Genomic DNA, 21,064 nt, shown 5'->3' on the forward strand with positions numbered 1-21,064 from the left:
TTTAATTTTTATTTCTCTGATTCTTTGAAATTATCTGCATAATCATATTTAAAATCGATTACTGTATCGCCGTTTCTATCGATAAATCCCCATTTATCATTTTTCTTCACTGCAATTAGACCATTTACGTAATAGCCCATACCGTCATAAATAGGTCCGATAACCTCATTGCCTTTATAATCGATCATAAGCCATTTATTGTCCTTTTTAACCGCAATGAACTCGGTACTTGATACTTTTATATCATCAAATGAATCCTCAATAAGTTGTTCATTTTTCATATTGATGAGAACCCACTTATTATTGTTCAATTGAACTGATAAAATGCCATCAGAAACATCTCTGATATTTTTATATTGAAAAGGAATGATAATTTTTCCTTGACGATCAATATAGCCCCAATGGTCTCCTTGCTTGACACCGGCTAAACCTTCAGAAAAAGGTCTCGCCATGTCATACATGTTACTAATTAGCCAATGGCCTGTCTTATTAATATATCCCCATTTGCCATTTAATCTAAATGATGAGAGACCTTCTTTAAATCCACCAATTAATTCATAGCTTGAATCTATTGTCTTTTTGCCTGATTTATCAATATAGAACCACTTGTTTTCTTTTTTAACAGCGGCCAATCCCTCAGAAAAAGGAGCGGCAAGTTGAAACTCATTTAATACAACTTCATTGCTTGTATTTATATAAGCCCAATATGCTCCATTTTGAATAGGTGCTAATCCGTTAGAAAAGCCAAAGCTATTGGTGTATTGAGGTTTTATAATTTCATTACCGCTGATATCAATATATCCATATTGCCCATTCAATTTTACTTTGGCCAAATATTGTTCGGATGAAGCAGTTCCCATAAATTTAAACAGAACAAAGGCAGATACTATCAGAATTGAAATAGCAGAAATAATAATAGCTTTTATACCCTTACCCTTATTAGATTTGGCATTCGATGTCTCTTCGCTATTTTTAGAAGTTTCAATATCATTTTCTAAACTTGCTTCATCTATCAGTACGGTAGGACTATCGTCTAAAATCTCCGTAGCGTCTTGTATATCTGAACTCACCATGGTTTTAGAGATACTTAAAGCCTTGGTCAAAAAATGATCGTCATCTATATTATAATATTTTGGCTTTAATTGTTCTAATAAGGATTTACCCGTTATAGGTCTTAGGCTAATATCTCTGGTTAAGCATTGTTTGGTTATTTCTCTCCAATCTTCAGGAATCTTCTCAAGTTCTTCGTCAATATCTTTATTTAATATTTGGGACATAATCTCACTTTGCCATTCGACACTTGCCAAATTACCACCATCATTATCAAATAAAGATCGGCCTTCAAAAACTTCATAAATAATAATTCCGAAACTCCAGAGATCAGCATTTAGTTTCAATGGTAATCCACGCAGTTGCTCAGGTGCACTGTATTGTAAAGTACCTCCCTTAAAGCTATTTTTAAAGCTCGAATCTATATTTTCAATCTCAGCAAGCTTACTCATACCAAAATCAGTGATTTTTGGAATAATACCCTCATTAGGTCGATCAACAACTAAAATATTACTTGGTTTAATATCTCTATGCACTATACCATTGTGATGCAAGAAAGCAATGCCCTGTAATATTTGAACTAGCAATCTACTTTTCTCATCATAAGACAAGGAATTATTTTTTAGATAATTCGATAAATTTCCTAAACCGTAATATTGCATGATTGCATAATCGAATACACCAGGTCCTTCTTCAAACCGATGTACCGTTTCATAATTAGCAATATTTGGATGATCGTCGAGAGATTTTATGGCGTCATATTCAATTTGCAAGGAGAATTCTTTTCCTTGAAGATGTTGAACCTCTTGCACCTTAATGGCTACTTCAATATCTTTTCTGAGATCATAAGCCTTATAAACAGTACCAAAGCTACCGCCACCGATTTTGTCAGTTCTGTTACTGTATTGGTATCTTTTATAAAATTCCTCTCTTGTCATTTCTATGATCTCTTAATTGTAATTAGGACAATAATTCTAGCTTCTGGTTGAATGACTTCACAAGCCACTTATATGTATTAGTTTTTGTTCTTGTTCAATTTAATGTCATCTGGTCTTAGCACTATTTCAAAAATGTTTGGATCCTTTATTCGCTTCGTATAAACCAGCTTATAACTCTGATTTTCTGTTGCATCAATTTGAAAATCTCCCTTTCCAAACAACATGGATTTCTTACCTTTTTTACTTACAATAGATTTGGTAATTATATTCAGCGAGTGTTTGCCTTTGGGCAAGTAAATTTTATTATTATACTTCGTGTTTTTTTTGTTCATACCGAAGCGTTTGGTCACTGAACCATTTATGGTTACAATTAGCTCTTGATGGTCTTCAATAGAACCCAATACATGAGTGAGATTAATGGTAATTAAATCCTTGTCATTAATTTCGGGCTCGTCACTGTCACTATCTAATCTGGCAACATCTAACCAGTTAAAGTCTTTCATAGCTTCTTTGCCATATCCAACCCATCCAAATCCCATATCTCCCCAGGATGTGCCCCAAGAATTTTTAATTAACCAGGCTTGTTTAGTGTCGTCCCAACCAACAACCGAAATAGCATGATTAGGTTTCTTTGTTGTATATCTGTTCAGAATCTGTCCAGATTTATAATTTTGCCATCTTTTATCAGCATAAACACCAGAAGTTAGTGCGCCATGTTTTACTATAGCATTCTTTATCTCTTGAATACTTGGATTTCTTAATTCACCCCAATTTGATACTCTAATATTATTACCGTTTTGTGTAAGGCAATTTTGTCTTGGTCCAACATATGGTTGCTGGTTTTCGGTGTTTAATTCGATGTCATTCTTGGTCATCCAATCAAGTACTAAATAGGGATGACTCCCTTTACAATTATTACCATATTCTTGATATGGAGGATCTAGTCTGGCACAGTCCACAAGTTGTTGCTCTGATAGGTCATTTGTAGCATTATTGATAATTAAATGACTCGATTCTATTGCTGAAATTACCGAGAAAGCCCAGCACGTACCACAAGTGCCTTGGTTTTTTGCCGGAGTGACCCCATTTACATCTCTTAAATCGAAGCGTTTAGCTTGTGCATTACCTAATGGTTGGAAGGTACTTTCGTAAATTTCACTACCAGCTCCTATATATTCCAATTGGGATCTTAATAAAGCTTCTTTCTTTTCATCTGTAATTTGAAGAAGACCCGTCCCTTTATCTTCTTGCACAACCACTAGAGATAAGCAAAATGTTATGAGAAATACGATTATATTAGTTTTCATATGTTTTCAGTTTATTATAGGTCTTCTCCTAAATTATCTTCTTCGTAATAGGCTTCACCATCATTAAGTCCCTCAATAATTTCTTCGTCAGTACCAATCTCTTCGATATCTGAAAATTCTTCGTCTACCGTATCAATTTCAATATCAGGTTCAACTTCGTCAATAATGCCATCATCAAAATTGGTATTTTCACTAAAAAGTTTAAAAAAAGCTTCTTTGTCTTCTTCTGAAAAGGCTTCCCATTCTTCTTTGGTGTATGTATTGAAGGCATTGCCTTTCCAAACAAAAAAACCGCCTTGTCCCAATTGTGCTCTGGCCGCTTGAAAGGCTTCATTAAAGTTCATATCTTCAGTTATATTGTCGGCAAATTCTACAGAAGTTGGTACTTCATAATTGTAAATATGCGCATCGCCATCACTGATATCTGCTTTTTTAATTGGCTCATCGCTATCTGTATCTAAATCTTCTTCGGCAATGTTGTCGTTGACAGGTTTTGTTATACCAGAAATTGAATAGCCACCTAATAAACCGGCTAAGGCAACTACAGGCAATTTGCCTTTCTTCAAAAGAACTATCTGTTGTTCTGTTAGTCCTCTAAGTTTAAACTTAGATACTTTAGACTTGTTTATTCTTAAAAGATTTTTATTGTTTTCCATTGATCAAATTTTTGATACTTAATTAGGCTATTCCGTATTTAGATCATCTTTGATTAGCTATTATTTTGTTTTATTAACTAAAATTCTCCAATACATTGCTTCCAGATATTCTAGAAAATGGAATAATAATAATGGCAGCAAATAAGTCAATCACAAATAGGATTAATGCCAAGCATAAAATTGACACGACCGTATTCCCAGTACTTTCAAATCCTGAATCCCAAGTTTGAACTAATTCTATAAAATCATTTAGAAAAACCCAAGACAATGACACAAATACTACATTAAAAAATAATAATAAAGCGACTATAACTTCAACTATTATTTTAAATAGGCTATCCATTAAAGCGATGGCTAATCCAAAAATTACTGCACCACAGCAACAACTAATGAGTATTACTTTGGTTACTGGCCAAAACCCGTCTTCAAAAAGTGAAGACATATTTAAAAATGCAATAAATACTATAAATAGTAATACAACTGTAATTTCAAAGGCTATGGTAGACTTATTTGATTCTAATTTATCATTCATGATTTAAGTGTTTTAATTTATTATCTGTTTCTAAATCAAAACTACTTTACAATGAGCGTCACAATTCAAATTAATTTATCAAATGATGGTTTTGTCTTATGAAATTAAATTAGCATCTATTCTATCGATATTATTGTTTGTTTTCCTATTTTAATTTTATCATCCATTTTTAGAATTACCCTATCGTTTTCTTTCAATTTCTCAGTCGTGTGATTATTTATGATATAAGTACCATTAAGACTCTTTAAATCTTCAATAATGATCCCTTTATCAATAGTTAACATAGCATGTATGCGAGAAACCGCTGAATCCATCGCAGCATTAATTATAATTGGATCGGCTTGGCTATTATAGCTGCGTATTCTAGCTGCGTCTCTTCCTATGATATATATCTTTCCTGGATAGAGGTTTTTCATGCCTAACATTTTATCATCAGTTTCATTGCTAATTTTAATTTTGAATGAATGCTGAGCAAAGTCGTTATCTTCTATAAGTACTGTACCGCTTTTCTTACTTCGTTTGGTATCTTTCTGAGAGCTTAAATTGCGCTCTAGGTTAAAAAAATATCTGGTCTTACAAACTTTGCATTTAATTCTTTTGTTTATGCCAAGTATTACCCATTCTTCGGGAATTAAAACTCTTGTGCCGCAATTTTCGCAAGTATGATGCATTTACAATCTTTAAATATCTATATCGTTAAACGCATCCTCATTATCATCATTCGGGTCTTCATCCTCATAAGATTGATGGTCATTATGATCAAGAATATTCTGATCTTCAATAGAGATTTCATCATCTAGATAGGTAAAATCCATTTCGATGATGCCATTGGCTGAAATGGGTAGGTCTACTATTATTGAGCTTTCTGTGACTTCATAGTCGATAATTATTTCTTTCATAATTCAATTATTTGGTCCAATTGCATTTACAATTAGGGCATGTTTTCTTTTCTTTCCAATATCTCCACTTATTATTAGATAATTCTTTATTGCACTTCGGGCAAACAAAACTCAGTTGAAACTCAATCCTTAAATCTTCTAAAAGTGATAGTTTCCTTTTCTCCGATACTGATATTGTAGTTAATATTGTGCCTAGAAATCCTGTAACAATAATAATAATGTACCTAATATCGTTATCAATATCTAAAAATGAAATCACCAATATAACCAGCAGAGTAAGCAGAATTTTTGGTAATGACGTTTTTATTTTATAATACTTATTGAGTCGATTTCGTTTATCTAAATAAGTCTCTTCTATCAATTTTAATTCTTGAAATTCTTTATGAAAATCTTTTCTAGATTCTTTGACATAATGATTTACATTATTTATTAATTCAATGCTATCGACTTCTATATTTCCGAAAATGATCTGATCGGAATTTGATATTTCCTTCGCTAGAATTGATCTCCCATTCACCCTTGTACCGTTAGAGGAGTCTAAATCTTTTAATGTAAGCCTCTGGTAATCATCAGAGATTTCAATTTCTGCATGTTTACCACTAACTGAAGGATTTTCAATCACAAAATTATTGCTGCTATGTCTACCAATACTAAATGATTTCATTCTAATACCAATACACAAATTTTCTTAATCGCTTTATGTAAGAATTCCCAAAATAAGCCTTATGCTTTGGCGTATTAGGATTTGTTACAAACCAAACATCATTACCGTCAATTTTTAGAACTCTATTTCTATTAATAATATGCGATTTACCCAATCGCTGAATAGAATTAATCCCAGCAAGACGTTGTTCAGTATCACTTAAAGGTTTGCTTTCTATCCGTTTTTTACCATCACTGAGATAGATTTCAGTAAAAGCTCCACTCCCGGTACAATAAAGAATATCTTGCGTGTCGACAAGATCAAAATATCCCTTAGATCTTATTTTTAACTTCTTCAATATAGCATCCTTATACATTGGAAATTTCATAAGACGATCTATTAAGCAGTTCATAGCACTGAGATCTCCGCTATCGTTTATATGATAAAAACACACAATTTCCTCCTCCCATCCTACAAAGCCCAAATTCTTGTCTTCAGAGACCAATACAGTATGTGATGGTTTATTATTTAACTTACTAAGGCTTAGATAACCTCTTAACTGTTCTCTACTTGTTTGTGATCCATCTGGGATATAAAAGAAGTTTATGTTTTCGATATCTTCGAGATAGGCATTTTTTAAATTGTGCCATTGGGACTCAATTTGTTCAATATAGGCTTCATTTGAGAAATTGATAAAGTCTAGTTCGGTCTGTATATTCAACATGGGTGGTGTTAGAAAATCGAATGTTGAATTTAAGCAAAAAAAAGTACATAAGACCATAATCAACTAAATTTAAATGGGTTAGGTCTAAATTGTTGAAATATTTATCCAATCAGATCTAAACCCTGAATGTTGATTTACATCCTGAGGTTCAAATTCGCAAATGATTGCAGAGTGATTGTCGTTACTTTTAACTGCACAATCTTGTTTAATGATTTCTAATTTCTGTTCTATAGAAATTACTTGATTTGAAAGTACCTCAAGAAGTGAGCGATCCGAAAAAGACTCGGCTACGCCATCAGAACAAATAAAACAAAGGTCTCCAGATTTTAAATCTGATATAAAATTAATCTCTGGAACAACAACATTTCCATCGACATTTCCTCTTATGGCATTAAAAATCTGATTATTCATAGGATGCGATCGGGCTTCTTCTCTTGTAATTTCATTTTTCTGTACAAGCTTCCCGACTATTGAATGATCCCAGCTTTGCCAAAATAAATTTTGATCTGGCTTTATAAAGTAGATGCGACTATCACCGGCATGAGCAGTTAATACTCCTTGTTCAATAATAAAAATTGACGCTATTGTTGTTGCCATTCCTTCTAACAATGGGTTTTCTAAGACCAATTGATTAAGCTCCTTATGCGCACTCTCAATTAAACCGACGATTTTTTTATCGGTCGGTATTGCAGCTACATTTTTTAAGATTGTGTCTACTATTAATTTACTTGCAACGTCTCCCTTTGACGCTCCACCTACACCATCACAAACAATCAAACAATGACTGTTATATCCTATGCAATCTTGATTTACGTCTTTTTTACCTTTATGACTATAGGATTTTATTTTCATAGTAAGCTCGAATTATCAAATCAACCAAATGTCCTTTATTGATCTTTAGCTATTGCATTTAAATGTATGAAATAAACTTTTTAGTATATGAAATTGATTCTGAGCGAGTAAAAGTTAAGCACAATCGCTTGCAATAAAAATTACCATTATAACATGATTATAGGAAGTATGAAAAAGCTAATATTCGCGCATAAAATAATTTTTCACTTATGATTATTTACAGTAAAAATTAACAGCATTTTCAGACCACTTTACAATACTAATCACTAACTCGTTTAGCTTAGATTCCGGGATTACCAATCCATCAGAAAAATTACTACACTTTAGAAACGGATTCTGCAACATATATTTAGCCAAATTATCAGGATCTACTCTGCCCGATAAATTATTGATTACTCTTCCTTTTGAATATGACCCGTCAAAAGGCTTTGGACATGCTCTAACCACGCATGGAGATACATCAACTTCACCTGGTCTTACTATCACCATCATGCGCAAATCCCATAAATGTTTCTTACCTTCAATATTTAATCCTTTTGCTTTTGCAAATTCGAAAAAGCGAATTGGAAACATAGTATGAACACTTTCTGGGCCATACTTCCTGATTACTGCATTTTCAAGTTGATCTAGGGTCTCGTTTATATTTTCATCTGACATTTGGGGTGTAAAAAACTCAATTCCAGTACCTCCGGACCCTGCGTTCATTTTCCCTACCAATACTTGCTCCATTACTCTGGCCTTACTCAATATATCTACACATTCCTCTCTGCTTTTAGCTTCAACGCATTTTAAAGGTGCTATTCCAGTACCCAAACACATGGTTTGTTGCAACGACTTGTCATGAATTAATGCTACGCAGCTTTGTTCGTGCACTATTTCTTTACCGATGGTCTCCAATAATTCATGTGCTACACCCATTCTTTTAAGCTCTGGTAGCAAATTAGGGTTAGAAATCAATCTTACTGTAATGCCTTTATATAAAAGTTGATGTCCATTACAGGTAATATGAGCGGCCACTTCCTTTATTTCTCCAGCTACAACTGTCACCTGTTCATTGCCTATTTTTTCATCACAACTTCTTAATATCGCATCCTTATCTTGGGATAAATAGTCTGTAAACTTTGCCGCTCTACAAAAGAATTCTCCAAGATGAATAAAGCGAAATTGATGAGTAAAAATCACAGCACATTTTTCTGAATTGTCCTTGGTGTTGAATACGTCAACTAAATGTTGTGCTCTTTTTTCATCACCTAAATGTGCTGTAGATGATAGCGCAGCATTACTTCCGTTTGCTTCAATTAATCGCCACTTGTTATCATCACACAGCGTAACATCTAGCATAAAAAAAGCATGGGATTTGGTTTTTACTTTCAGATTAAAAACCAAAGGTTCGTCACCACAGAACTGGTTTAAGTCCACTATTTTTTGTGATATTTCATTGTCATTCCTACCAACTCTTAAAGCGAGTTGAATAGCCTTTGTGTAAACATCTTGTTTCATGTTATATTAAGTTTAGATTGCGTAATACGTTTTTTAATTCCATTGGAGTATCGATTAAAAAGTCTGGTTTTGCGTTTTGAAGCAGCTCTTTCCCATCATAACCCCAAGTCACTGCAATTACAGGAACATCAATAGATTTGCATCTAGCAATATCTACAATTGTATCCGTTATATAAATAAATCTAAGGTCTTGCTTTAGTCTGTTTAAAAGGACTTCTTTCGGTCCTTCCTCAAAGCCATAAATGGCTTCAAATATGCTTACATTATCTGACAGTACCTTTTCTATTGTTCCGATATATGATGAAGACAAGACATATGGTTTGCGTTTAAGAGCTGAGTACATTTGTAATACATCAGTAAAAGGCTTAATACTTGCGCCATGATGTTCCATGAGCAAACGATGCATCTCTCTTAGCTTTTCCCTATGTGGTAGAGTGCCGTGCTTTCCTATTAATCTTCGATAATCATCAAATTGTTCTACCACTTCATTTTCATCAAATAAGTTAACAATGCCTTTCGCTACTTCGATGGCCGTTCGCAGGGAATTCCCTACGACGCCATCGAAATCTGTTATTACGACCTCTGGGTTCATGTCAGATGTAATTTATCATTTACATCTAGCACTTTAACATCGAACTTATGAGATGCATAATCATAAAACTTAGCTCCGCTTTGAGGGTCTGCTTGACCATGATAGTGCAGTGGTACCACAACGCCTGGGTGTCTGAGTGAGCTAAGAAAAGATAATGCCTCATCGGCGTTCATAATGACCTCTCCTCCACAAACTGGTATTAACGTAAGATCGTAATGAATATCTGGTACCACACCTGGCACTTTCATGTCGCCGCAGAACAAAATATTTTTGTCCCCAATTTTAATGTAAAACCCAAGATTGCTAATTGGTTTTGAAATGGGGCCGTGGTCTACCTCGAATGCTGTGACTTCTATAGCACCATAACCTACCACATCATTGTCCTTAATCTTTTCGGCTTCGACTCCCTTGCTCGTCAAGTCCTGATGTGGCTCATCAGCTGAAAAGATTTTTTCAGACTTCATGGCTATTACATTATCATATAAGTAGTGATCTCCATGCTCGTGTGAGATAAATACTGCCTTTAGTTTTGGAAGTACAGGTATCTGTGCTTGGGAAAAAACCCCAAAATCGAAAGCGAAATTCTGACCTGTCTTGCTGTCGGTGAGCAATATGGCTGATTGCTCAAATTTTCTAATTGTTACCATTGTTTTATTGATTTAAGATTAAACATTAACGATTTCGTGTTTGGGCTTGAGCCCTAGGTCCTCAGCGGATTCCATTAACAGCTGAACAGAAAAGGCATAGGCGTATTCAACTCCAAAGTTGAACTCGGCATCATCATTCCCAGAAATGAGAAGTACTCCAACTGGGATGCCTCCATGTGCCTTTACAACTTCTATTGCATTCAACATTGATATTCCGGACTCCGCACAATTATCAACTAGAATAACGCGTTTTCCCTCTAGGACACCTTCAACCTGACGCTTCATCCCTGATTCTCTCGGTTCTTTAAGAATGTTAGCGAATTCCAGGTTGGTTCTGTCTGATAATATTGCTGCCCACTGAGTTCCAGAGTTGGCCACTCCAGCAATGACATCACAATCTGGAAGTGTTGTACAACACTTCATAAGCTCTTTTATTATTAAGTGCCTTAATGGTGGGTTGGTGCCACTGCCTCGACTGTCAATCAAGTAGTCTTTGCCGCCGGGCTTCTTTCGATTAGCAAATACTTGGTTTTTAGAGAACTTGATTAAACCAAGCTTAGCTGCATTTTTGTGTTTTACTTTTGTCATTACGCTTTTTTTAAGTTTACCTGAATAGGGTTAACATTGATTTTTATTGTATTATCAGTAAGTTGCACCTTAGGCAGTGTCAACTCGCCTCTAGATGTAACCACTGTATTAGTTTTCATTCTTTTCGCCAGCCACGGAAGACGTTGTTGTAAAAACGCAAGAGTGCATAGCCCAGTAATAGGTGCTGACTTGTGTACATAAGAGGAAGTAATATATTTCACTCTACCTGACGGTGGATGCAGTACGCAGACTTTTTGATTAGGACCCAAATCAGACTGATGTTTAATCTCCCATTGGCAGCTGTTCTCAAAACTCGAAACTGTGTCGCTAATATTGATACGATAATCATTAAGGAAATTTAGAGTTATCTCCGATCCACCATTTATTTTACACTTCTCATTAAGCTTAAATTGCTTTTCAAGTTCCCAATTTTGACTAACCATAAACTCCCCATTTTCAATTGGATTGACATTGGCGTCTACTTGCATGGTTGCACCATTAGACACTTCAAACAGCGTGTTACTATCTGTTGAATTAAGATATGCTGCTGTTGCCGCAGATGCGTTTCCACACCAAGCAGCCTTAACTAAAGAGCCGTTGGCCTGAAAGCATATGCTTTTTGGCTTAGACTCTGTGCGATCAATTAGGATAACCTTTCCTTTGGCTGCAGCTCTAAGCTCAGTGCTTGTATCCTTGTATAACTTATAGAAGGCTGAGATTTCTTTGTCGACCCAAGCTGCTGTTGATTTAAATTCTGTGCGCTCCAAGTCAACAATTATCCCAACCGTTCCTGGCACAGCTTCGGTGCCAGTTCTAAATTCAGTGATTGGTGAAATACACATATTATCCGTTGGTTTTAATTACTATTTACTTCGTCTTCGCAAAGATTAAGTCTGGTAATTATTAGGGCTGAAATTTGGGGCCCAAACGAAAACAGTAAATATGCTGTCCTTATAGTGTTTGGCTCAGATGGTCGTTTTTGAGAGCTGATTTAATCGCTAAGGCATAATCCTGTTTTCGACTTTTACTTACACCATGACTGCGGTGTGTTAATCAGACCTCATTATACTATGCGCCTTAGGCGTACGGTATGTTGATTTGAAAATTGTAGGGTGTGGTTTTTAGCATTCATTAATAATTGGTTTGTTAGTTATGATAAACCACATCTGTTTATCGATTGCAAACTACAACCAACATGCTACGTGAAGGTTCTTCGGAGTCATTTGGGGTTAATACAAGTTTCGGGAAGTTATTTCGAGTTATTTAAGTACCAATAGCATTGTGCTAAACCTTATCAAAACCTTCAATATCGGTGTGTTGAACAGATATGCACAATTAGAAAATTATGGCTCAATAATTTGCTTAGGTTAAAACGCTAAAAACGAATCTGAAAAAGAGTAGTCGGACTTAGCGCGTTTTAAATATTTTAATAATCTCTGAAATTCTGCCGGATTTATATTGCTTTTTACATCTCGAACACTTTGCTCAAAATGTGAATAGTCTGTCCATTCTTCTTCTGAGTCTAGATGATCTGTATTTTTAAGATATGGAATGTCATTGATTAAATCATCCTTAATGACCAGTTTATCCAAGAATCGCCTTAAATCTTTTAATCTTTTTTTATTTGATTTATACCACTCCCTTTCTTCATTCAAAATATAACCTTCATTGCCTGAATAGCGTCTTATGCAGTTATCTGATAAGCCTAAACCTGTACTAGATACAGGTTTCTTTAGTGTTTTGCTTTTATCAGGAAAGTATTTTTTAAGATGCCCGTCTCTAAGTATAAAATACAACTGAATCTCATCAAAGTTTTTTGTATCTTCTAACTCAAGCTCAACATGACATAAGAGGAGTACTCTTCTTAGAATTAATTTATCGATAAAATTTTGCCAAAGCTCTCTTGTGGATATATTTTCAGAGTTGCACTTTTTAGTTGCACTCAAAAGCCTATTTCTTTTATTTAAAATAATTTTTGAGAGGTTTAAATCTTGGATTTTATTTGAACTTTCTATCTTATTATAAATCAATAAAAGGTTAAGATAGTAGTCTGTTGCAGCATCACTAATTTTTAATTCCAACTCAGCTTTTTTAACTGAGCTTAGAGAAAAGTACTGTTCGAGTTGGACTTTACATTCAGTTCTGAATGCTTTAGTAAACAAATTCAGTTCTTGTGACCTATTAAAAATAGCACTGATCATTTCACTTATTTTGAGATTTGCGTCATCTCCCCATTCAGGATTATAAAGTAAGTCACTCACCTTGTATACACCGTTATCTATTTCTAGTTTTAAATCTTGTCTTGACCAATCGGCCATCCCTAATTCAAGTGCTTCTTCTTGAAACTTATACAAATCTTCATGTTTTGAAGTCAAAAAATAGTCTTCAATCTTTTCTCTTAAAACCAACTGCTTTATTTTCACTAAACGTTTAAAACCAGGTAGCTTTGTGAGCTTCAAAATATTCTTTTCAATGTCTCGCTTAAACTCGGTTTTTTCAAAAAAATAGCATATTCCGTAATCACCAAGTACTTCTTTAATTTTATCAGCCGAATTTGATATTCCTGTATGCAAAATCAAGGGTGTTGTGTAATCTAATTCACATAAGTGCCTACACAAATCTGCGCCATTTGTGATATTCTTTTTTTGGTAAATAAATTTGCCATTAAAATTTTCATCTACTAAAACAAAATCATATTTAAATCTGTTGGACTCATCCGTTAAATGATGATATGCTTTTTGCAAAGAGGTTTCAATAAATATGCTATGGCCTAAATCTTCCAAATCTTCAAGAAGGGCTTTGTTAAAATCTAAATCAATCTCATCATCTACTATATAAATATTCATGTTCAGACTTTTAAAATTTTTAATATAATTTTTGTTTCATTTATTACCTCATCAGCAATAACCTCCAAGGATATTTTGGGATTACTTTTTATCAAATCTTTAATAATTATCAACCCTGGATAAGGGTTTTTCCATGAAGTGTCTCTGGGATAGTTCGGAATTTTGCCTTTTAAATAATCAGCAAGATCATTGTCAAGTGCAGGCTCATTAATGAATTCAACATAATATTCCTTGCCTTTATTATAACCATTTATATGTAAATCATCTTTAGTGTTATGTACTATTCCATTTCTCCACAGGTTCCATAATATTAATATGAAATCAAATAATTCATAATTATTTTTATCCGGTGTTATCTTTGGATAATAATGTTCCTGCTTATCAAAACAAAAATTGGTTAAAACTTTTCTATCATTATAATTTTCTTCAAAGTCTTTTAAGATTTGGAAGATGCTTTTTCCTTCATACTTAATATCATAGTCCGTATATCCTGCGCTGACTAATTCGTAGTCAAACATTAAATGATGTGTAAGCTCATAAACAAGAAAAATCTGTTCTATTTCATTTAGTGCCCTATTTATTTTATCGGCATCTTTAGTTGTAATCCCTCTCTTCAAATTGCGTATTGCACTTAATGGATTTAATTGCTGTAAATTATGTTTATACCCTAACACATATGACTTTCTGCGGCCAGAAAGTAGCTTAGTCAATACTGGACTGTGAAAATAAATATCCAAAAAATAGAATACTTCTTTGTAAAGCAGTTTTGAAATCTCATGTAAAATTGTATCTTCAGGGTGTTGTATATTTATTCTAAATGTGCAAACTAGTGTATTATCGTCATAGGCATCCTCAGTTTCTAACCCTAACTTTTCACTTAAGACTAGTATCTGTTGACTAGATTTTATATTGTCTTTTGAGCTTTCTACATTGAACAAATAGTTTTTTTTATTTGTTATCGCGCAATCTATAACTGGTAAAAAAAGTAAAAGATCTTCAGCGTCATTTTCATAATCTAAGTTATTCTTTGTGTTCTTTAAGACGTATGTTTTAGATTCTTCGTCTATATAATAGTCGTAAAACAAATAGCCATTAATACCTTTACTCACTCTTAAGTCTTCAAATCGCCTATTAACTCTTACATCAACCTGTTTGAGTATCTCATTTTGGGCTAAGTCAATATTCAAGCTATCTACAGCCTCACTATCAGTAAAAGGAAAATCAAAATAGTGATACGAATCTAAAAGTACACCATAAGCGATCTGTTCTAGTTTTATCTGATAGGCCTCCTTTAAAGATATTTTTGAACCTTTTAGGAAAATCGAACTCAAAATGTACTTATTTATTTTTTCTACATACTTGTCAATTTTATGGTGATGTTCCTTTTTTTCTTTGTGACTGAGTGGAATCATTTAAATATATTTTTGGTTGTATTACCTATTCTAATCACATCTTTTACTAAGTCTTCGAAATCCTCTTTTACTGTTCTGTGGTTGACATTCGCAATTCTAATACAATACTTGTTTTCAATATATACATGAGACGTTACGGCACAGCCAAATTCTTGAAGTTCAACCACAATCTCTCTATTTAATTTATTCAACCCCTCTTCAGACATTTTTTCTTGAGGTACAAATCGAAAGCATACAATATTCATTGTAACTGGGGTTACCAATTCCAACAGCTCCTCATCATCTACTAATTCCCCTAAATAATATGACTGAGCAATATTTTGCTGTACTATTTCACCAATTTTGTTAAGACCCTGTTCCTTTAACATCATCCATATTTTTAATGCCCTAAAACCACGGGTCATTTCAATGCTATAGTTGAAAATTGGATCTGGTCCGGACGCGAGGCCTCTGGCGTGTACTTGCAAATAATCTGGCTGTATTGCAAATGCATTTCTGTGATGGTGCTTATTTTTTACCAACAGACAGCCTGTCCCGAAAGGCAATGACATCCATTTATGAGTATCAAATGCAAGACTGTCGGCTGCATTCATTGATTTAAGCATTTTTTTATGCGAAGGTGCAAACTTCGCAAACGCTCCAAATGCACCATCTACATGCATCCAAAGCCCCTCGCGCTTACAAATTTTACTTATCTCATCTAAAGGGTCTATTGCTCCCGTATTTACAGTACCAACATTTGCAACAATACAAAACGGAACGTTACCCTTTTTTCGATCTTCAATTATAGCTTGCTCTAATTTTTGAACATCAATTTGAAATTCTGACGTGGTGTCAACTAAAGTTACAGAATTTATACCTAGGCCCATGATATCTGCAGCTTTAATTACACAACTATGAGCTTCAGTAGAAGTATATATAATCAATCTAGAGTTGTATTCTAACATTCCCTGTTTGCGCACAACTTGATTGGTCGCTTTGTCTCTTGCTATAAGAAGCGCTGTTAAATTTGCTGTGGATGTACCACTTACAAGTATACCGCTGGCATTATTCGGAAATCCCATCATTTTTTTTAGCCAATCTATAACCTGCTTCTCAATATACATGGCACCATGGTCTCCAGTGCAAACATCTGGGTTTAAGCCTGCAACTAATATCTCCGAAAGAATGGACGAAACTGTACCTGTCCCCTGTACCCAAGACCAGAATTTGGGGTGAATATTACCTTTGTAATAAGGGGTTAAATTTTCTTTAATATCTTGATATACTTTGTTTAAATTTTTAGGTTCTATCGGAAGGGCTTCACCTAATATTGCGCCTTTACTATCATCCGTTGGTTGCGTCCATACAGGTTGATTACGAATATCCTTAAGTAAAGCAAACATATCTTTGACCATTTTATGAGCCAAGTCTTCCATTTCATCCCAATCCTTAGGGTCAAAAGATTTTTCGTACTTGAGTAACTCTTTATAATTCATAATTAACAACTTCGATTATATCTTCAAATTTTCCATTTTTATTAAATCTCAAAACTTTTCCCTTTAAAAACAATTTACACCCGGAAATTGATTTCGTCATGAGATTTATCCTTTGTCCATCTAGCAGTTCTATCTGAGCATATTTATCATTTTTATATAAAATATTAAAATCAAATCCCAAGGTATCTGAATAGCCAATATTGTTTTCATCTAAACTTATGAAAAAAAAGTCTTCTCCTTTTGCAAGTTGAATTTGATTATCTCTATCAAAAGTACATTTCATGATTTTTGCATTTGGGTATTTTACAGCCTCCAAAGCCTCTAATAATTTAGGTTTTTCTAAAAAGTTATTCAGTGAATCTATATAAATGGAGCTATCTTTAGAAAGTTCATCTCGGTAAATATATGCAATATCGTCTGCAACCAATTGTGCTTCATCTAAATGGTGAGTAACATAAATACCCAAGGTATTTGTCCCGAGTATAATTTCCCTGAGTTGATTGAGAAATTGTGCCCTAGTTCGTGCATCAAGTCCCTTTGCTGGCTCATCCATCATGATGGTGTCCGGATTTATACTTAAGGCTCTTAATAAAGCTATTCTTTGTCTTTGACCTCCACTTAAATTATTAACCGAAGTTTTACTCTTTAGAACTTCTTCGAGCCCTAAACTCTTTTTAAACGTTTCGAATGTTTTATTATCAAATAAGTATTTGTAGGCCTTAACACTCTTGAAATAAATGGCGTTATCTAGAGGCGACAAAAATTCCATCAAAACAGGTTCTTGGGGCAAGTAAGAGACCACATTTTTTTTACTGACAATATCAACAGAGCCAGCACTAGGTGAAAGGTTACCAAGCATAAGTTTCAGCAATGTTGATTTACCGACACCGCTTTCCCCAAGCAGTGCAATTATGTGGCCTTTGTCTTCATGCCTTTTATTGAAACTAAGCGAAAGATTCTTAAAAATGAGTTGGTCTTTGGTATATCCAAAACTTGTATTATGAAGTTCTATTTTACTCATTGTGACTATAAATTTTAGAGTTTTTAAATACCAAATAATTCCAAACCATAACACAAACAACTGCTAGACCTATTGAAAAATACAAAAAGATCATTCCTTTAGAATAATCTGCCGATCTTCCTGAAATGGTCATGTTCAATTCAGTGACAAAGGATTTTATTTGATCTGATAACACATTATTAATTATGGATTCATTCCAAATTAGGGCGCAAGAAATAAGTCCTAAAAGAAGATAATCTGCCTTGAAAGGTTTAAAGAATAAGTCTCTTGTTTTTTCTAACAAACTAATCTTATGAATTTGTAAATAATTAATATGATCGGTCTTTACCCTGAAGTGTGTTGCCATAGAAAATGAGGTGATTAATGGAAATGCCATAATTACATGACCAATTACCCATGAGATGCGAATGCCAAAAGATGCTCTATAACCTACTATGTCCATCCATTTAAACCCAAGTATTAAAAATACAATTGGCGGAATCATAACCAGCATAAAAAGAGCTAAAAAAAAGCGTAAGGACTTGGAATTAAAATTTGCCAATATTTGCTTCCACATCAAACGACATAGCACACTGAAAATAAATGCTAATGCGGTTAGTATTAAAGCTGAAATAAAAGTCATCAATAAGGTTGGTCCAAGTTTTTCTAATCCAAGCTGAAAATTCACTTTGTTGGTTAAAAGAACATAGAGCATGGGTAGAATTATCCACATTACAAGTATAGGTAAGCTTAATTTACTGGTGAATTCAGCGTTAATACTCTTATAGTTTCGGGCAGTTTTACTTTTAATTCTTTGCTCGAATACTTTAATGAATATTATTATTAAAATAACCAATGACACTAAAGAAACTATAAAAACAAAAACAGAAGATGTCGCTAGTTGTTCAAAAGCAAAGTCTGAATTAATCAATGAATTTGTTTTAAAAGTTCTATGAAGCCAATGACTTGCTAATTCTGTATTTGTACCGCGAGATGCTTTAAATATGAAATACATTTTTGCTTCCTCAAAAAATGAAAAAACAAAAACAACCATAAATAATAATACTGACAAATTTCTTTGTTTAGGTAGTACGATATCACGAACTTTTTCGTATTGGTTTAGACCTATCGCATTTGCATACTCCCAAACTTTCGGGGAAATTGTCTGTTGATTTAACCAAAAAAGATAAATAACTAAGCTTCCAAATTGCCAAAACTGTATGGCAGATAGAGTCAAGAATTTTGTGCTCGGATTTATATAAACGAACTCATTATTTATAAGTACAACTTTAAATATGAAAGCTATGGAGGCACCACCTATAAGAGTTGGGATAAGTAAAATACTTAGGTATTTGCCTCTATTTTCACTGAGCTTAATTTTAACAAGTAATAAGGAAAAAATTAATCCGATTATGACACACAATGCAGCAACAAAAGCTGCAAAAAACAAGGATCTTATTACAGGATTAATAAAGTTGTCATTTGAGGTGAAAAAATCCTTTATATCCGCTGAAACAAAATTTACATTAGAAATAAAAGGAAGATTATACCCTAAGTAAATAGCAATTAAAGCCAATAACAAAAATTTTATCAGGAAATGCTCCTTTATTCTATATCCCATGTCATTTCTCCCTAATTAGACTTTTGATTAACTGAGAACAATTTTTTGCGCCCAATTGTTATTTCAGACTGTATTTGCTCTAAAGCTTCCTCTTCGGTTAATTCATCATTCCAGCATCTTTGAATATAAGTAGTAATAATTTCATTAATCATATTAGAATCAATTCCAGCGACTAGGGCGATATCCGCCCTATCTAAAGACTTTGCCAATGCCTCTGAATAAGGCAATTTAGCTACTTCTGGATTTAAATAGGTTGTTTTCAAGGGAGAGCAAAAACCATTCAAAGCCATTTGAACTTGGGTTGATTCTTGCATCAAATAATTAATGAACTTAGAAACTTCGCCTAAATTTTTTGTTTGTTTATTTACAAAGTAAGCTCCTCCTCCTAAAATTGAGCTATTTCCAGGTACTTCTGCAAAACCAAATCGATTATCTGATTCTGCAGCAAATAAGGACGGATATATCATATCACTCCAAACAAATGCCATAGCAGTTTTTCCTTTTTTCATTATCCTCATTTGTTCGAACTGCTCTACATTAGAATATTGACCGCTATTAAAATTCTTCATTTTATTATAAAGCTTGAGCGCTTCAAGATTTTCAGGAGAATTAACAATAACATTGGTGTCCGGTTTACTGTCCCAACCTCGCTTAGAATCTAGGACTTTACCTCCCTTTAATCCACCTAAAAAGTTCATTAGTTCGAAATATAAGAAGCCTCCTGGACCACCCTCAATACATACACCTTTTTCTCCTTTGTCTTCATTGGTGAAAAACTCAGCTACGGTATAATAATCTTCCCAATTAGATGGAATCTTCAACTCTTTGTTATAAATAGAAAAGTACTCTTCTTTGTTAATGGAATCTTCAAACATGGATTTATTGTACATTAATAGCATTGTTAATGCAGCTGAAGGATAGCCAACCTTAATCACGTCCTTATCACTATCTGAGTTTATGTTATAATAATACCCTAATTCTTCCCAATAGTTTTGAAATAGATCAGATTCAAAAGCCAACATTTTACTATCAACACTTGAATTGACCTCATCTAGAAGATGAATGTAGTCGTTCTCAACAAAGGAAGACAATGAAAAGTTATATTGAATAACTATGTCATAAAGACCTGTTTTATTTGCAAAGTCTTGATTTGATTTGTTGAATGCGTCATCGAAGGTATTGGGATGAAACTTTAAATCTACATTTGGGTTTTCTCGTTCATAATCCTCTTCAATGCTCATCATTGCCTGCATTGTAGATGTATTCTCCCCTATTATACTAATTTCAATTTTATCAGTTTTTTCATCACAACTTAGTGTGATAAGCAGCGGTATTATTACTAAGAATAATATGAATCTTGGTTTTCTCATCTTTATAAATTTCTCTAAATGTAGATTAGGTTTAAAAAATGAGGGTTATTTAGGGTTATTTAGGAATATTTAGGTTTGTTTTTTAGTAAAAAAAATGAAATTGAATAACTAAAAGCATTAATAATAAGTTTAAACTTTCATCCTATTTATTTTTTTAGCATTTTTTCAACTTTAAAAGTCCTGAAGCTTTCAAAGTCTTCAGTGTTATAATTATTATCAATTTCACCATTTATTCACTAAAATAACAAACGAACTGAAAAGTATATATACAAAAAGAAAAAAATAATGCGTTTAAATACCTGTCGAATCCAATCCTTAAAGTGCCTATATCATAAATAATAGAAATCCTATTTAAATGGATTAGACAACGAGTAAAGGAATAAACATTTTAGTTATCCACTCTAATTAA

Annotated in this window: 20 protein-coding genes; all 20 read right to left on the reverse strand. The window is 33.6% G+C overall.

Annotation, left to right across the window (positions count from 1 at the left end):
- Nucleotides 1-8: 8 nt before the first annotated feature.
- The 20 genes from DDY94_RS04445 to DDY94_RS04540 all read right to left on the reverse strand — a co-directional run bounded on the left by DDY94_RS04445 (nucleotide 9) and on the right by DDY94_RS04540 (nucleotide 20,655).
- Nucleotides 9-1,988: a WG repeat-containing protein gene (locus tag DDY94_RS04445; RefSeq protein WP_111682834.1), complete on the reverse strand. Its 1,980-nt coding sequence runs from the start codon at nucleotides 1,986-1,988 to the stop codon at nucleotides 9-11.
- Between the two features lie 77 nt (nucleotides 1,989-2,065).
- Nucleotides 2,066-3,295: a C1 family peptidase gene (locus DDY94_RS04450; protein ID WP_111682835.1), complete on the reverse strand. Its 1,230-nt coding sequence runs from the start codon at nucleotides 3,293-3,295 to the stop codon at nucleotides 2,066-2,068.
- A 14-nt stretch (nucleotides 3,296-3,309) separates the two neighbouring features.
- Complete coding sequence (locus tag DDY94_RS04455; protein WP_111682836.1) at nucleotides 3,310-3,951, reverse strand: hypothetical protein; 642 nt, start codon at nucleotides 3,949-3,951, stop codon at nucleotides 3,310-3,312.
- Between the two features lie 73 nt (nucleotides 3,952-4,024).
- On the reverse strand, nucleotides 4,025-4,483 hold the full coding sequence (locus tag DDY94_RS04460; protein ID WP_111682837.1) for a hypothetical protein: 459 nt from the start codon (nucleotides 4,481-4,483) through the stop codon (nucleotides 4,025-4,027).
- 116 nt (nucleotides 4,484-4,599) lie between these two features.
- Nucleotides 4,600-5,154 carry an FHA domain-containing protein gene (locus DDY94_RS04465; RefSeq protein WP_111682838.1) on the reverse strand — a complete coding sequence of 185 codons (555 nt, stop codon included), beginning with the start codon at nucleotides 5,152-5,154 and terminating at the stop codon, nucleotides 4,600-4,602.
- 9 nt (nucleotides 5,155-5,163) lie between these two features.
- On the reverse strand, nucleotides 5,164-5,382 hold the full coding sequence (locus DDY94_RS04470) for a hypothetical protein (RefSeq protein WP_111682839.1): 219 nt from the start codon (nucleotides 5,380-5,382) through the stop codon (nucleotides 5,164-5,166).
- Between the two features lie 7 nt (nucleotides 5,383-5,389).
- Nucleotides 5,390-6,046, reverse strand: coding sequence for an FHA domain-containing protein (locus DDY94_RS04475; RefSeq protein ID WP_111682840.1), 657 nt, complete (start codon nucleotides 6,044-6,046; stop codon nucleotides 5,390-5,392).
- Nucleotide 6,047: 1 nt separating this feature from the next.
- Complete coding sequence (locus tag DDY94_RS04480; protein ID WP_157957247.1) at nucleotides 6,048-6,749, reverse strand: LytTR family DNA-binding domain-containing protein; 702 nt, start codon at nucleotides 6,747-6,749, stop codon at nucleotides 6,048-6,050.
- 84 nt (nucleotides 6,750-6,833) lie between these two features.
- Nucleotides 6,834-7,601 (reverse strand): PP2C family protein-serine/threonine phosphatase, encoded by a 768-nt coding sequence (locus DDY94_RS04485; protein WP_111682842.1) that lies wholly within the window; start codon nucleotides 7,599-7,601, stop codon nucleotides 6,834-6,836.
- 213 nt (nucleotides 7,602-7,814) lie between these two features.
- Nucleotides 7,815-9,101: a hypothetical protein gene (locus DDY94_RS04490; RefSeq protein WP_111682843.1), complete on the reverse strand. Its 1,287-nt coding sequence runs from the start codon at nucleotides 9,099-9,101 to the stop codon at nucleotides 7,815-7,817.
- Between the two features lies 1 nt (nucleotide 9,102).
- Nucleotides 9,103-9,693: an HAD family hydrolase gene (locus DDY94_RS04495; RefSeq protein ID WP_111682844.1), complete on the reverse strand. Its 591-nt coding sequence runs from the start codon at nucleotides 9,691-9,693 to the stop codon at nucleotides 9,103-9,105.
- Complete coding sequence (locus tag DDY94_RS04500) at nucleotides 9,690-10,340, reverse strand: MBL fold metallo-hydrolase (protein WP_111682845.1); 651 nt, start codon at nucleotides 10,338-10,340, stop codon at nucleotides 9,690-9,692. Before DDY94_RS04500 ends, DDY94_RS04495 begins: the two co-directional genes overlap by 4 nt.
- 18 nt (nucleotides 10,341-10,358) lie before the next feature.
- Nucleotides 10,359-10,763, reverse strand: coding sequence for a phosphoribosyltransferase family protein (locus tag DDY94_RS04505; protein ID WP_157957248.1), 405 nt, complete (start codon nucleotides 10,761-10,763; stop codon nucleotides 10,359-10,361).
- Between the two features lie 164 nt (nucleotides 10,764-10,927).
- Nucleotides 10,928-11,770, reverse strand: coding sequence for a hypothetical protein (locus DDY94_RS04510; RefSeq protein WP_111682847.1), 843 nt, complete (start codon nucleotides 11,768-11,770; stop codon nucleotides 10,928-10,930).
- A 525-nt stretch (nucleotides 11,771-12,295) separates the two neighbouring features.
- Nucleotides 12,296-13,774: a DNA-binding transcriptional response regulator gene (locus DDY94_RS04515; RefSeq protein WP_111682848.1), complete on the reverse strand. Its 1,479-nt coding sequence runs from the start codon at nucleotides 13,772-13,774 to the stop codon at nucleotides 12,296-12,298.
- 2 nt (nucleotides 13,775-13,776) lie between these two features.
- Nucleotides 13,777-15,186 carry a hypothetical protein gene (locus tag DDY94_RS04520; RefSeq protein ID WP_111682849.1) on the reverse strand — a complete coding sequence of 470 codons (1,410 nt, stop codon included), beginning with the start codon at nucleotides 15,184-15,186 and terminating at the stop codon, nucleotides 13,777-13,779.
- Nucleotides 15,183-16,664, reverse strand: a complete 1,482-nt coding sequence (locus tag DDY94_RS04525; protein WP_111682850.1) for a pyridoxal phosphate-dependent decarboxylase family protein — start codon at nucleotides 16,662-16,664, stop codon at nucleotides 15,183-15,185. Before DDY94_RS04525 ends, DDY94_RS04520 begins: the two co-directional genes overlap by 4 nt.
- Nucleotides 16,654-17,685: an ATP-binding cassette domain-containing protein gene (locus DDY94_RS04530; protein ID WP_157957249.1), complete on the reverse strand. Its 1,032-nt coding sequence runs from the start codon at nucleotides 17,683-17,685 to the stop codon at nucleotides 16,654-16,656. The genes DDY94_RS04525 and DDY94_RS04530 overlap by 11 nt, the downstream gene beginning before the upstream one ends.
- Nucleotides 17,678-19,240: a sugar ABC transporter permease gene (locus DDY94_RS04535; RefSeq protein WP_111682852.1), complete on the reverse strand. Its 1,563-nt coding sequence runs from the start codon at nucleotides 19,238-19,240 to the stop codon at nucleotides 17,678-17,680. The genes DDY94_RS04530 and DDY94_RS04535 overlap by 8 nt, the downstream gene beginning before the upstream one ends.
- A 56-nt stretch (nucleotides 19,241-19,296) precedes the next feature.
- Complete coding sequence (locus DDY94_RS04540; protein ID WP_111682853.1) at nucleotides 19,297-20,655, reverse strand: extracellular solute-binding protein; 1,359 nt, start codon at nucleotides 20,653-20,655, stop codon at nucleotides 19,297-19,299.
- Between the last annotated feature and the right edge of the window lie 409 nt (nucleotides 20,656-21,064).

The sequence above is a fragment of the Winogradskyella tangerina genome, from assembly GCF_003260205.1.
GTDB classification, from domain to species: Bacteria; Bacteroidota; Bacteroidia; order Flavobacteriales; family Flavobacteriaceae; genus Winogradskyella; species Winogradskyella tangerina.